Origin of the sequence: Bacillus cereus group sp. RP43, assembly GCF_040459645.1 — a bacterium.
Taxonomy (GTDB): domain Bacteria; phylum Bacillota; class Bacilli; order Bacillales; family Bacillaceae_G; genus Bacillus_A; species Bacillus_A mycoides_C.
The window spans coordinates 2,801,682-2,816,189 of record NZ_JARVHQ010000001.1; the positions used below are offsets into that span (position 1 = coordinate 2,801,682).

Sequence of the window (14,508 nt, forward strand, 5' to 3'; positions counted from 1 at the left end):
TTTAAATTAAATTCCATAGGAGATTTTTCAAATGAGCAAGACAACTCGATTAAACTATTTCACATGAACAAAAACATGAAAATCTACGTTATCTTCTCGCAGAAATAGGTTGAGACCAACTATCTTTTCCATTATCATTTAAGCGTACTTGAAAAACATATATAGGTTGAGAAAAGCCTTTTGTATCAGCGTAGTAATCTATATTATAATCTGTAATGACTAATGTATCACCTGCTTTGAAAGATATTATAGGATCAAAGTCTCCTTGTTTTAGTTTTTGAAATACTTCTTTGGGAGACAGAATTTCGACATCTCGAATATGTGATTTTTTTGTAACTGGCTCATTGTCATTAGCCATTTTTGTAATTCCCTCTTTATAAACAGGCATTTTATTACCTTCGTCTTTTAACTCTATTGATGTTTTTATAGTGACATCAGTCATGTCTGTTTTTGTAATGGGATCTAAAGGCATATTCCCAAATTCCTTCATTTGATATGAAATCATTATTCCAAGTGCAACAAAACTTACTGTAATCGGAAGAAATAAATATTTGGTCATTTGTGTATCTGTTTCTTTTTTCTTCAACAATATAAGAACTATATTTAACATAGAATATCCTAGCATCATTCCTAAAGTATTATGAAGTAAATCGGCTAGTTCCATACTTCCACGTTGCATTATAAATTCAAGGATTTCAATCAATAAACTTGCTATAATTGAGCTGATTAACATCCATTTTGTTTTTTGAAAAACATTACTAAATAAAGGTAGTAAAATTCCTAACGGAAAAAGCATACCTATATTCACAATGATATGGAAAAAAGAAGAAAATGAAAAGGTATTCCATGCTTTTTTATAAACACTAAGTACATCAAAGTCAATTGTTCTTGCAAAAGTTATATCATCTGGACGACCAAATGAAGTGGCTGATAATGCAAGGGAATAATATCCTATTATTAACATAAACAATATAATTTGTTGTACAGTAAATTTTTTTCCTCCTCTACATACCTTTTTGTATACTACAAAGTAGCTAAAAGCAAAAAGGAGTAGTAACAAGAATGTAAGTTGTATTGTAGGAATTGCAACGAGAACTAGTAGTTCGGAAATAAAATTCATTTTACACCTCTGTTTTTACGAATAAAATATTCAATAGTTTTATATAACAATCTAGATATAGGTAGCGATGTGTTGTTACCCCTAATAATTATTAATATAGAATTAAACCTATACTCTTGAAACTAACTTTATATGAACAAGCGGCTACCAGGAAACTAGCGTTTTACTAATTGTATTTTCGGCTATGTTTGGATAAACGTTACGAAGATTCTCTTTAGTAAGAGGATTTTTGAAGTTAAGTATAAGATTAAAAATTTATTCAATTTTAGTATGTTTATATAGAATCCATAATTGACCGGATCCTAATATACTTAGGATCCGGTAATATACGTATATTTACTAAAGAAATAAAATTCCTTCAAGCATTACATTTTTTTTCGAAAATTTATTGTTCTTTGTTTTGCCCAGTTGATACATTTCTTTTCAATTAACTGATACGAAACTATCGAAAAAAGTATTGTCATTGAAATACACAAAGCAAGAAGGAAAAAGATAGGTATCTTTGTATACAAAAGTTTAAATAGTACCATCATGATTGGAAAATGACACAAATAGATACTGTATGAAATTTCTCCTAAGTATACAAATACACTCTTATTTAAAAATGCTTTCACTTTTAGGTTACTCATGGCCATTATTATAAATATACTAACACCGATTACGACACCCCAATCTTTTAATAAGAAAGTAGTATCATTACGGGAAAAACCATAAATTAAAATGGAATATAAATATAGAATAATCCCTAATGCAATAAGAAATCCTTTATTAAATTTTTTCATATTCCTATATAAGTAGATAAGCTTTTCCTGATGCTTAAAAATTAACATTCCAACCATAAACATCGATGTGAAATGCAGTGTATCGGCATAACCATTATAAAATCCCTCTGCTTTCCCTATATGCAACATATTAAGGAAAACACTAATTAAAGAAAAGCTCAAAGCAAATAGTATCGTTTTCTTCCAACTCAGTTTATAAAAAAGAAGGAATAACAAAGGAAACACAATAGATATACGCATTTCTTGAGCCAATGACCAGATAACTGGATTATAATTTTCCGTAAAAAAGTTATTAAGAAGCACAAAGTGGTTTATAATATCTATTTTTGTTATAGACCCCTGCCACCTATCATAGAACCAATCCCGTAGTCCAGCCACTTCATACGGCGAGAATAAAATAAATAAAGCAAAGGTAATGATTATCCAAAAATAATAAGGGATATAGATTCGTACAAATCGCTTAATTAAATATCCCCAATAATTTGTTTTTGAATGATAAAGTGCCATAGATAACACAAAACCACTTAGTACATAAAAAACGATTACAGCTTCTCCACCCGCCCATAAAAACCTAAGCGGGGAAAATTTAATAGAATTAGGCAACGATGGTAGCATTAAACAAAAATGTCCAAATACCACTGTAAGTGCTGCTAATCCTCGTATGGAATCTAATTCTTTTATTCTCTTACTCATAAAATGTTCTCCTTGTAAATTGTAGATTTTGCTGTTAATAAAGGCCACTATACTAGTGTAGTGGGAGAATTGTACATATTGTTTCTTTAAATTCCTAATATAAGCAGTACAAAGTCAATCTATGTATCTGTTTAAGGGAACTTTCGAATTTAGGCATAAGTTATATAATAATAGAAAGAAAAAAGAAATTTCATTCTATAAAATCGTATTGTTGTTTAGAAAACATTTTAAAACTGTTTTCTAAACCCTTGTTATAGTCTGTCTGTTTATCTGTCCACTGAACACCCTTATTGCCAGGCCACCCTGAGGTATTTGCAACATGTTTTAATAGCTCTGGCCCTTTTAAATTTTGTTGTAAACCACGGTTATATGCATTTGTCATATTAGATATTGCAATTCGAGTATTCGTTTCTATATTTTTCAAATCTTCGTTCGTTAAATCTTTAGGTGCTAGTCCACCTCGATGGAGCTGAAACAGTCCAAATGATGTTCCCTGATCTCCGACTGCATTTTGATCAAACTTACTTTCATGGAATGCAATAGATAAAGGAATCCATGGTGGCATACCATGCTCTATTGATATTTGTTGTATCGTGTTTCTTACTTTAACTCGGTTAGTATGATGGTCATATGCGTATTTTGTAATATATAGCCCTACTGTTAAAACCAAAATAAATACTCCGATTTTTATTAATGTCCCTCTCATCGACGTCACCTCACTTGTCAGTATCAGAGATTGTCACTAATAATATTTGATTATTCTTTGTTTCATTAATTGCCAATTTTTAAGTGGAATTATTAGGGGTTTCTTCCATACAACATCCACCTTTATCACTTTCAGTACATTTACTGTTGCAAGGAAGAGAGTTTTCTCCAATTCCTGACTTTTTTATTCGATTAAAATTAAAGAATAACTCTATACATAGCGATAAACGCTATAAAAGATACTTAAATTTTTTAAAAAAATTCATTTTCTAGCCTCCATTTCTTTATACAATTAATTTAAAACAAAATATTTAATAGAAAGAAAAGATTTTATTAATTTTTTATAAAATTTGATAACAGAAATAAGTACCAGGTATTATTTTTTTATTGTCACTTGATCGAATAATGAATGATTACTCATCATGTAACTTTATTAAACTAACATTGCACCAGAATCCTTTGAATCAAAAGATCGAAAATAAAAGCCATCCTTTCTGTATATTTCTACAAAAAGAATAGCGTTTTTTGATTATATGGATACAAATTTATCTTAGCTTGATTGCAATACCAAAAGTTCCAAAGAACCAAATTTGAGAATTAATGCAATCTTCAATTCCAAGCCATCCACATAAGAATCTATAATACTTTGAAACCTTTTGTTTCAGGCTAATATTTAGTTTTATCCTACAAAGTTAGCCTTTTACTATATCAACCGCACTATTCCACATACCTCTAAAGAAAGATCCTATTTCGCGCATTAAACGTGTAAACCAATTAGCTTGTTCTACTTCAGATTTTGTTACAAGGTCTACTTGTAATGATTTACCTGATAAAAACCCAGGATCTGTACTATCTTTAGGTGATATAATCATTTGGCTAATTGTTACGCCTTTTTTAATAGGCGCTTCTTGTTCTTTATTCGATACTTTAAATTCTTTTTTATAAACGTCATTGTTGCCCTTTGGCATTGGAAGTGAAACAGCTTGCTTCGTTTGAACAACTACATCTTGGCCCTTTGCATTTGCTACTCGCACTGTTTCATGCCCTTTTACTACTGAATCTTTCCCATAGACTTTCTTCACTTCAAAATTCGCAAATCCATAATCATATAATTTCTTTGTTTCATCAAAACGTGCTGTATGAGAGTTTGCTTTTATCACTACAGAGATTAGACGCATACCGTTTCTTTCTACTGTACCAGTGAAACAATCTCCGGCTTCTGGAGTAGTTCCTGTTTTCAATCCATCAACACCTTCGTATTGCTTAATTAAACCTTTTAACATCATGTTAAAATTCACCATATCAATTGGATACTTGCCACCCTTTTGGAATGTTTTTTTGGGGATTTTTGCTGTATCTAATATTTTCGGAAAATCTTGAATGAGACGTTGTGCTAAAATCGCACAATCTCTTGCGGACATTTTATTTTTCTCGTCTAGAGTTGTCCCTTCTGGGTGATATCCTTTTAAATCTTGGTTTGTTAAACCTGTAGAGTTTACAAATATATAATTCTTCATTCCAAACTCTTTTGACTTATCGTTCATCATTTTTACGAAATTGACTTCTTTTCCAGCAATCTCTTCAGCTAAAGCAATTGTTGCACCGTTTGCAGAGTAAATTGCCATTGCCTCATATAACTCTTTTACCGTATAAGAGCCACCATTTTCTAATGGAACGTTTGATAATGAGCGATCTTGCGAAATCTTATATGCATATTCAGAAATTTTAACTTTTTGATCCCATTTAAGTTTTCCTTTATCCACCGCTTCATGAACTAAGTATTCACTCATCATTTTTGTCATACTAGCAATTGCTAATAATTCATCTGCATTTTTTTGATATAAAATTTTCCCGGAATTTGCTTCTACTAAAATTGCTGATCCTGCTTCTACGTCTATAGCAGGGACTGTTTCCGCTGATGCATTCCCAGATGTAACAACCATGCTACAAAATAGTGTAAGCACTGTTATTATTCCAATAAATCTCTTGCAAAACATACCTTTCACTTCTGTTACCTCCAATATCTTTGTATTCAAAAAAGCGTTATTCTAACATAATCCCCAAAAAAATAGACAGTGTTATCAAATTCTATATACATATAAGACATTAGGATCGCTTTCATATAGACCATCTCATCACACCCTTTAGGCGCACTGATACTTCGTATTTCCACACACATCCCTCTTTTTAATACCCTTGTATTTTTCAAAATGATCCGTACTTTCATATTTTTTAGGATTACACTTAATAGACAATCTAAGTAATACATTTGTTCCATGTTTACAAAAAATAAAACCGGTGTGTCCTGATTAAATATCGAGACACACTAGTAGATTAGTCCTTTTCTTATTGTCTACTTGACAGAGTCTGTCAGTCTTTTTTCAAAAATTACTATATTTGCATAAAAACCATATATTTCTATTACTACTGCTATTCTTCTCTAATTACATCTATAACATTATTCTTTTGAATTTTCCGAAGCGGAATTAGTACTGATACATAACTAATCAACAGTGCAGTTATTAATGCAACTTTCCCCTGCAATTTATTCATCTCATCATCCCCTTGTTCAAAATTCTACTTAGTTATATCACAAGATGCCCTTTAAAATATTGCGCTCTTATTTTGCATCCTAAATGCCTCACTAACATAAAAGTTTGCCCTTTTAATTCACAATTTAAATTTACTATCGTCTCTTCCATTACTCATATCAATGAACTTCCCCTTTATTCCAATACTTGCTTTATAGTAATAAATAAATTAATTTGTCAGTATCATTTCTACTATGAATGGCCTACTTGAATTATTAACTTAAGAAGTTTCTTAAGTTTTAAAAAAAGCTTATGGAACCTTTTATTCCATAAGCCATTCTATATGATTGGATGTTCAACAATAAAGGATATCCAACCTTCTTTATATTCTACATGTATATTACCATTATGAAGTTCAACAATTCTTTTTGAGATAGCGAGTCCCAGTCCATTTCCTTGACCATCTTCTCTTGCCTTATCACCCCTGAAAAACCTTTCAAATAATTTATTAGGATTGCTAACAGGCGGCTTCTCGACTTTATTTGATACTTTCAAAATTGCTTTGTTCCCTATTAGTTCAAGACATATTGATAATTCGGATGGTTTCATGCTGTACTTTATCGCATTCATAAACAGATTTTCATAAACACGTACCATTTTTTCTACATCCATGAAAATAGGTATTGTTTCTTCCGTTATTGATTTTTGAACACTTAAACCTTCCTTTTCAAATATAGGAATATATTCTCCAACTATTTGCTCCAACAAACCTGACAAATCAACTTCATTAAGGTTTAACTTAGTATCGCTGCCTGATAAACGGGTATATTCAAACAGTTCATCAATTAGATATTTCAATCTCTGTGATTTTAAATAAGTGGTTTCTAGGTATTCCTGTAATTGTGTTTTACCGTCGTATTGCCCTCTTTTTAATAAATCTACATATCCGATAATAGATGTCAACGGTGTACGCAAGTCATGAGATACATTAGTAATGAGTTCATTTTTTGTATGTTCTAATCTTCTTTCCTGTTCAAATGTATTCTCTAATTCCTTGGACATATAATTAATATTTTGAGCAAGTTGGGTTAATTCGTCCTTCCCGTTAATCCCAATAGTCAAACCCAGTTTTCCATTGGCAATATCATTCACATTATCAGAAATGAGCTTCAAATATACTATTTTTTTTCGAACCAATATCAAAAAAATCACTATAAAGTTGAAGATTGCGAACGTGAATAAGAACAACATTACGATTCTGAATTCAAACATGCCAAAATCTTCGTGTTTTATAAATAATGGATCTATGACGTATACCAAAATGAGGATTGTTAAACCAAATGAAATAAAAAAACTAACTGCAACAGCACCAAGAAGTTTTATAATGATCTTATTTCTGAAACTAACATTCTTCATATTTTATACCCAATTCCCCAAACAGTTTTAATATAAATGGGATGTTTAGAATCCTCTTCAATTTTGTCTCTTATTTTTGTAATATGCACCATGACGGTATTATCTGATTTATAAAAAACCTCTTTCCAAACTGATTCATATATTTTTGCAACACTCAGGACAATCCCTTTGTTACGGACAAGTAGTTCGAGAATATCAAACTCTTTTGGAGTTAGCCTTGTTTCTTTTCCCCTTACCCATACTTGACGAGTATCTGTATTCACGGTTAAGTCACCAATTTCTAGAATGCTTTTATTATGTTCTATTGACGTATTGTATTTTTTAAACCTTCTTAATTGGGATTTTACCCTAGCGATTAATTCCAATGGGTTAAACGGCTTTGATAAATAATCATCTGCACCAGAGGCCAGTCCCTGAATTTTGTCTATATCCTCAGATTTTGCAGATAGCATAATGATAGGCATATTGCGATCTTCCCTAATCTTCATACACGCTTCAATACCATCCATATTCGGCATCATAATATCTAAAATAATCAGATCAAACTCCTTTTCTTCTAACAGTTGTAAAGCTTCCATAGCATCTTCAGCCTTTTGAGTTTTCAGACCTTCATTTTCCAAATAAACAGAGATAAGATTTCTAATCTCTTTATCATCATCAACAATAAGAATTTTTGAATCCATATTATTCCTCCACATTTTTCTCGTATTGAACAACTAAAGACATAAGCAGGTGGTACATTTCTATCCTCTCTTTTTGTAAACTTATAATTGAAAGACCAAAAATAACATAATCGGTATAAGAGATACCTTCTTAAATATTGTTCTAAATTTTCTTTAGATCCATTTACAATTAATAAGTTTTCTTCTTCATTAAATTTAGCTTTTAATAAAAAATAATTGTTTTGATATTCCTTCTTTTAATTAAATTTTTTTGATTACACCGGTAGTGTATATAATTTATAAAATAAAAAAAGAATCCTCTTCAATACGTCCTTTAAAGGAAATTCTTTTTCAAATCTTATTTTCTTTACTCGTTACTTATTTTCACCAGTTTTTCTCCTTGTTCTAAAAGTGTTTCATAGTTATTGTTCTCTTTAATTTCTTCGATTTTATTTTCAATTGTGAGCGTATTATTTATATTAAAGTACGTATTTAATACTTCATATGGCGTCTTTCCTTGTTTGGTTGCACTATCTTCAATAGCTTCTTTCCATGGAATATTTGCTTTGTCCATGCTTAATTCAAGAGCTGAACCAGTCTCATATCTCATATTCCGCTCTAAAAACCTTGGAGATTCTGCCTGTCCATTAGCAATGAAGTTGAACGCCTCCATAAAAGTAACATGATATGGATTCTGTTTCTTTGCAAGTACCATAAGATTTCCACCAGTTAACTTACTATAACGATACTCTAAGTATCGTGCTGAACCTTCTATTGCTTCAGTTTTTGTTTCTCCAATTAATTGAGGCCATTTTTTATAGCGATAGTTACGTACAATTGTCCAATCATATAATGCCTGATTAATACTTTCTGAGTTCGTATCAATCATTGCTTTATCTAATAGCTTAAATTCTAATCCCATTAGCGCGTAATTTTCTTTATTAATCGGATATTCGTGAATAGACTCTCCATCATTTGCATCATATGTCCAATCTTTTTGTTTATAAGCATGAAAAGCTTCATGTAATAAGAAAGACGAAAAATCAAAATATAAATCTGGATTACTAAACATTTTAGAATAATATTTTAAATAAAACACATCCATATCGTTAATATTTATTATCCCAAAGTTCCAAGGAATCCAGGTAGAAATAGTTCTAAAATCAAAACGAGTTAAGCGATAGATTTTAGGTAGATGCAGAGAATTTGAGACTTTTATTTCCTTTGCAAAAATACTATTTTCTAATCCCGGTACATTAACTGCATAAGCTTCTTGTCTAAAGAATCCCCCGTCTTTATTACTACGTATCAGAACCAATGGCATTTTTTCGAAGCGATAATCTTCATTCCAAAGTTTATCACTCGATTCTTCGAAGCTCTTATAAATAGTAGATAATTCTTTTAACATGTTTTGATCCGTGTTATCTAAAGACTTAAACTCTGTATGATCTGTTTTATTTAAAATTATGCTTCCCAACATAATTCCTATAAATATTACTAATAAGATTAAAATTACCTTTAAAAATTTTTTCAACATACACTCCTTTTCTAAAACGATAATCCTTATGATGAATAAGGTTTACAAGTTTTATGTTTATTAACACTCTTTTGGTGCAGACCCAATTTTAAATAATAGCTAAAATAAATACAATGAATACAAGATATTATTTTGATAATTATTCCATCCTATCAAAATTTTGATTATAGTTAACAATTAATATTGGATGATTATTCAATTTTATTGTAATGGGATAGTGCAAGCGTTCCTACAAATGAGGTTAAAGTAGTACTCAATGTAGGAACGCTGCTATCTTGCCTCTTCATTTTCCTTCATTATTAAGATATAGAAAGAATAGTATTTTTCTCTTTTAATTGCTCATACATAACTTCTTGTAAGTTATACATGAAATGCGACCCCTACTTGTATTTACTTTTCTTCTAACACTTTCTGCCGCTCATTGCTGCATATTTGTATCTCAAATTCACTTTCTATTTTGCTTACATAGTATTTTTTCACTTCATCATACGGGGGCCAATTATGTTGATAGTTAGTATACATAACATTATTACATTAATTTTCTTTCGGAAGTACAATTCCTTTATACAATTGAACTGTAATCAAGTAGTAAATCGAGTAAATCACTACAAAAATAACAATTGGTAACCAAATACGAAAGTACGGATCAATTAAAAGAGGGCCAAACATGTTCATACCAACTAATATGTGAGCGATACCCACAATTGCTGGGACTAAGAATACGAAGAATAACTCCTTATAAATCGATTGTATTAATAACTCCCGGCGAACACCGATTTTACGAAGCATTTGATAACGTGTATTATCTTTGGATGCACCAGATAGAATTTTAAACATTAAGCAACTCGCCATCATTGCTAAGAACGCAATTCCAACGAAGAAACCCATAAACATTAGTCCGCTGGCAAAACCATGATTCATATTATATGTTTGATACTTACTATCCAGTTCTGCCGCTTTCACATTTTTATATTTCGCTACCTGTAATTCATCAAGTTTTTTCCATTCTTTTATGTATGATCCAAAATCATCTGTCTTCCCAATAAACACCGTATTTTCTGTACCTTTCATACTATCGTATATATTTTGATCGACAATTTTCACTTTATGATCAGGATACATATACATTGGCTGGATTGTTTGGAAAGCGTCGCTCCATTGTTTTGGTTTCCCATCATCTTTACCCCATTGTCTTGACAATGCAAATGCATCCATGGGAATTTCCTCTGAAACTTTCAGCGTCTTCCCATTTTTTCTATCTTTTACTAAAGGACGATTTTTCTCTAAATCTTCTTTTATATAATAAACATACTTATCATCTACTTTGTAGCGATATTCAAGATTCTCTTGGAATAAGATACCACTCAAAATGTCCTTTTCTTCCGCTGTTGGATTATGAACTACCGAATCGTAAATTGTTCCTTTATCAGTCTGCTTTAAAACGTCGTTTTTAAATGCCAGACCACACGCAATTCCACCAGCGCCAAGAGCCACTAAGATTGCTACCGTTGCAAGCACATTTGTTAGGCCATTAATGCGGAAGTTTAATTGAGCAAAAGTAAAAGCATTAAGCCCTTTTTCACTACGCTTTTTATTACTCTTTAACTTTCTAATCATAACTGGGAGAAGTGATCCAAATAACATGTAAGTACTAACTGTTGCTGTGATTAATCCAAGAGCCATTAATTTAGGAACGATTCCTAGATCTTTTTCATGTGGTATATAGATCAGTGATGCATAACCAATACCTAGCAAAATCAGACCGAGGAATGCAACTACAGCTGCCATTTTTCCTTTTACCGCGACATGCTCTGTTTGTGCATCTGCATGTACAAGTTGTAATACAGAAATACGTGATAATTTAATACTATTCATACTTGCTGATAGTACAAATAATGCAAAGAAGAAGATGCAAGTAACAACCATAGATGGAATGTACAAAGCTTTGTAACCTTCTCCAGTTAACTCCAATTGTTTCATTAATAACCGACCGATACCCTCTGCAAGTCCTACACCAACTGCAATTCCGATTACAAGAGATGCGGCACCTAATACGATTGTTTCGATAAACATAAGTAAGGTAACTTTATGCTTTTTTGCTCCTAACATCATGTACATGCCAAACTCTTTTTGGCGAAGAGATAATAAGAAAGAGTTTGCATATAAAATATAAAAAAATGTTACAATTGCTAATAAAAAGGAACCAATGTGGAATATATATACAATAGGACCCACATGTGCATTAGATTCAAGGAACCCTTTATTTAGTGCTAGCGTTTGAAACATATAGAAAATTGAAATAGATACAATAAGACCAACCAGTAAGACAATATAATCTTGTAATTTACTTTTTAACCCTGACATGGAAAGTTTAAATAACATGCCCAAACCCCTTTTCTTACGCTTTTTGTGTGCCTAAATCTGCAAGTACGTCTAAAATTTCTTTATAGAACTCTTCACGTATACCACCGCGATGAATTTCTTTATATAGCTCACCATCTTGAATGAATAAAATACGCTGACAGTAACTTGCACTGTACGGATCATGTGTAACCATCATAATAGATACACCTTGCTCTTGATTTAAGTTTGTCATGGCATCAAGTAAACTGGTTGCATTTTTAGAATCAAGAGCTCCTGTTGGCTCGTCTCCTAATATAATTGCTGGTTCATGAACTAACGCACGTGCCGCTGCTGAACGTTGCTTTTGTCCACCAGATACTTCAGATGGATACTTTTGAAGGATTGCTGAAATTCCTAACATATCAGCTACCTTTTCTACTTTCGGCCCAATATTTCGTGATGGAACACCTTGAAGGGAAAGTGGAAGTGCAATGTTTTCATAAATAGATAAGTTCTCTAATAAGTTAAAATCTTGGAAAATGAACCCTAATTTTTGTGAACGGAAATCTGAAAGCTCACCTTGTTTCATTTTCGTAATATCCGTTCCTGCAATTTCAATAACACCACCTGTCGCTTTATCAAGTGTCGAAATTACATTTAATAATGTTGTTTTGCCAGAACCAGATGGCCCCATAATACCGACAAACTCCCCCTCTTGAATCGAGAATGAAACACCTTTTAATGCGTGTGATTGATTCTCACCTTTTTTACCGTACACTTTTTGAACGTTTTTCACGTCTACAACTGGTTTCGTCATATATATCCTCCTACGTTTGTATGATTGATAAGCTACTGTTTGAGTTATGTCTTTTTCGTTTCCACTTGCAATGCTTCATCTGTAAAAGTATTAAACTTGTCCACCACCAATACACATCCTTTTATTTTTCAAAATAATAAGTCCTTTCATACTTTTGTAATACATAAAAATAGGTATCAAACGGGATTTATTGTATTTAATTTGAATATCCATTTTTAGTAATACGTGTAATAGACAATCTAAGTAATAAATATGTTCCCTTTTAAGATAAGAAAGCACTAGGTGTTTTGTTAAGAAACACAATTACGGTTTTAGAATGAAGAAACGATTTTGTGCAATCATTTGAATTATAAATAAAATATATTAAGAACTACTGATTATATTTCTTAATTTTTCTTAAGATAATCTATAAAAACCAAACCATAATGGGGAGATTATTTCATAATTGATTCTAGTACAAATAATAAAAAACAAAATTAGATATTGATTCCTATTGGAATCAACTCTAAAGCAGTTATTCCATGCCAATCACCTGATATGTAGATCGAGACATACATTCTGCTTTTTAAATTGCAATATAGAAGGTGTAATAAAAAAACATATTGCAGAAATAGAGGGAAATACGTAGTTTACAAAGGATATTTTCATTAAGTGAGCATATATAGCGCTCTCTAAAAGTATAAAATCTAATTCATAATAAAAGTAAGTCTATAACATATTTTCACACGTATCTCGCTTGTCCCCCAATTAAATCCGTATCCATTGAGCGTTTCGAATATCGTGTATTATAAATTTTTTTGATTGAGTATAAAATTTTGAATTTGTTCTATTTTGATATATTTAGATACTCTTTAAAATTTCGTTTTATATTCCGATGAACAATATTAAATAATATTATTTGTTATACCAACAGAAATATTAAACATCACATCCATGATCTGTTGGAAAAATTATTTGTGAGATACATCTTAACGATGTAATTCCGTATAAAGTAGTAAATCATAAAAAGTTATTTGCTAGAATAATTCTATTGCAAAATTTCAAATTAAGTAAAACGAATTTCATTTCAGCTCCAAGGTAAATAAGCACCTTCTATATTTTTCAATATTACAAAATATCAATAAATATAGAAGGTGCTGGTTCTATCCATATAGACGTAATTTTTTACTTTTCTGTAATATTTACAAAATTGACGGCTCTCTTGTCCTCAGTGCCTAAAGCCGTATTCACTTTATCTATTTCCTTTCTTAATTCGGGTGCTTTCCCTTGATTGACTAAATTAAGATTCCCAAAAGATTTATTAAAAGATAGAAATTGTCTTGTTTTTTCTTTCCCATTTATTTCTTTAAATAATGTATCATCTACAATTAATAGGATCACGTTGGATCCACCACGATATGGAGATAGCCATACATCCCCTTTATATTGAACATTCATTTTTTTCTCATCAAATGTTAGTTCTTTCAAGTCTTTATATTCTTTATTTGCAAATAAAATAATTTCATCTTTTTTTATTTTGTGTAAAGAATCCAGGGGAATTGAAGATGTGAGTCCACTATTATTATCTCTCTCACGTATAAGCCCTTTTTTATTCATTTTTTCAGCAGTTGTTTTACTTATAAATAGCACTTCACTATTATTAGAATCCCCAAAATCCGCTGGGAGCTTTATGTTGTGTTTTTTATTTTCTATGGTCCCTTTTTTTATTGCATATAAGTCTTTTGATATAGTTATATCTTTGTATAAATCTATTATAGAATTTCTAGTTTGTTCGTCTATCTCGCCAACCTCTATTGCAAGTCCATTTGCTGGAGAATCTTTTGCACCAAATAATGAACATGCTCCTAACATGGTAATAAAAATACCTGCTACTATCAATAATCTTAGTCTTTTTTTCAACCT

The 14,508-nt window shown here is 31.1% G+C and carries 11 protein-coding genes and 1 pseudogene; all 12 read right to left on the minus strand.

Annotated elements, in window-relative coordinates:
- Positions 1 to 88: 88 nt before the first annotated feature.
- Positions 89 to 1,120, minus strand: coding sequence for a VanZ family protein (locus tag QCI75_RS14695; RefSeq protein ID WP_144508489.1), 1,032 nt, complete (start codon positions 1,118 to 1,120; stop codon positions 89 to 91).
- Between the two features lie 150 nt (positions 1,121 to 1,270).
- A pseudogene (locus QCI75_RS30560) lies at positions 1,271 to 1,396 on the minus strand (Fic family protein); the annotation flags it as partial.
- 89 nt (positions 1,397 to 1,485) lie between these two features.
- A complete protein-coding gene (locus tag QCI75_RS14700; protein ID WP_144508490.1) occupies positions 1,486 to 2,643 on the minus strand; it encodes an acyltransferase family protein in 1,158 nt (385 codons plus the stop codon).
- Between the two features lie 142 nt (positions 2,644 to 2,785).
- Positions 2,786 to 3,301 (minus strand): transglycosylase SLT domain-containing protein, encoded by a 516-nt coding sequence (locus tag QCI75_RS14705; RefSeq protein WP_144508491.1) that lies wholly within the window; start codon positions 3,299 to 3,301, stop codon positions 2,786 to 2,788.
- Between the two features lie 691 nt (positions 3,302 to 3,992).
- The gene (locus QCI75_RS14710; RefSeq protein ID WP_272950325.1) at positions 3,993 to 5,306 is read right to left on the minus strand and encodes a D-alanyl-D-alanine carboxypeptidase family protein; all 1,314 of its coding nucleotides are present in this window, start codon (positions 5,304 to 5,306) and stop codon (positions 3,993 to 3,995) included.
- Positions 5,307 to 5,730: 424 nt separating this feature from the next.
- Entirely contained in the window at positions 5,731 to 5,853 is a 123-nt protein-coding gene (locus QCI75_RS14715) for a hypothetical protein (protein ID WP_272950326.1), read from the minus strand.
- Positions 5,854 to 6,170: 317 nt separating this feature from the next.
- Complete coding sequence (locus QCI75_RS14720; protein WP_144508924.1) at positions 6,171 to 7,247, minus strand: sensor histidine kinase; 1,077 nt, start codon at positions 7,245 to 7,247, stop codon at positions 6,171 to 6,173.
- Entirely contained in the window at positions 7,244 to 7,930 is a 687-nt protein-coding gene (locus tag QCI75_RS14725) for a response regulator transcription factor (RefSeq protein WP_144508925.1), read from the minus strand. The genes QCI75_RS14720 and QCI75_RS14725 overlap by 4 nt, the downstream gene beginning before the upstream one ends.
- A gap of 346 nt (positions 7,931 to 8,276) precedes the next feature.
- The gene (locus QCI75_RS14730; RefSeq protein ID WP_353761544.1) at positions 8,277 to 9,443 is read right to left on the minus strand and encodes a hypothetical protein; all 1,167 of its coding nucleotides are present in this window, start codon (positions 9,441 to 9,443) and stop codon (positions 8,277 to 8,279) included.
- 537 nt (positions 9,444 to 9,980) lie between these two features.
- Positions 9,981 to 11,828 (minus strand): ABC transporter permease, encoded by a 1,848-nt coding sequence (locus tag QCI75_RS14735; RefSeq protein ID WP_144508771.1) that lies wholly within the window; start codon positions 11,826 to 11,828, stop codon positions 9,981 to 9,983.
- A 16-nt stretch (positions 11,829 to 11,844) separates the two neighbouring features.
- Positions 11,845 to 12,606, minus strand: a complete 762-nt coding sequence (locus QCI75_RS14740; protein ID WP_144508770.1) for an ABC transporter ATP-binding protein — start codon at positions 12,604 to 12,606, stop codon at positions 11,845 to 11,847.
- A 1,164-nt stretch (positions 12,607 to 13,770) separates the two neighbouring features.
- Positions 13,771 to 14,505 carry a lipoprotein BA_5634 family protein gene (locus tag QCI75_RS14745; RefSeq protein WP_144508769.1) on the minus strand — a complete coding sequence of 245 codons (735 nt, stop codon included), beginning with the start codon at positions 14,503 to 14,505 and terminating at the stop codon, positions 13,771 to 13,773.
- Positions 14,506 to 14,508 lie beyond the last annotated feature (3 nt).

What these genes read in the sequence shown, in the direction of transcription:
- QCI75_RS14720 (WP_144508924.1), bottom strand. Translation starts at nt 7,247, where the DNA reads ATGAAGAATGTTAGTTTCAGAAATAAGATCATTATAAAACTTCTTGGT.
- QCI75_RS14735 (WP_144508771.1), bottom strand. Translation starts at nt 11,828, where the DNA reads ATGTTATTTAAACTTTCCATGTCAGGGTTAAAAAGTAAATTACAAGAT.
- QCI75_RS14715 (WP_272950326.1), bottom strand. Translation starts at nt 5,853, where the DNA reads ATGAATAAATTGCAGGGGAAAGTTGCATTAATAACTGCACTGTTGATT.
- QCI75_RS14705 (WP_144508491.1), bottom strand. Translation starts at nt 3,301, where the DNA reads ATGAGAGGGACATTAATAAAAATCGGAGTATTTATTTTGGTTTTAACA.
- QCI75_RS14740 (WP_144508770.1), bottom strand. Translation starts at nt 12,606, where the DNA reads ATGACGAAACCAGTTGTAGACGTGAAAAACGTTCAAAAAGTGTACGGT.
- QCI75_RS14725 (WP_144508925.1), bottom strand. Translation starts at nt 7,930, where the DNA reads ATGGATTCAAAAATTCTTATTGTTGATGATGATAAAGAGATTAGAAAT.
- QCI75_RS14695 (WP_144508489.1), bottom strand. Translation starts at nt 1,120, where the DNA reads ATGAATTTTATTTCCGAACTACTAGTTCTCGTTGCAATTCCTACAATA.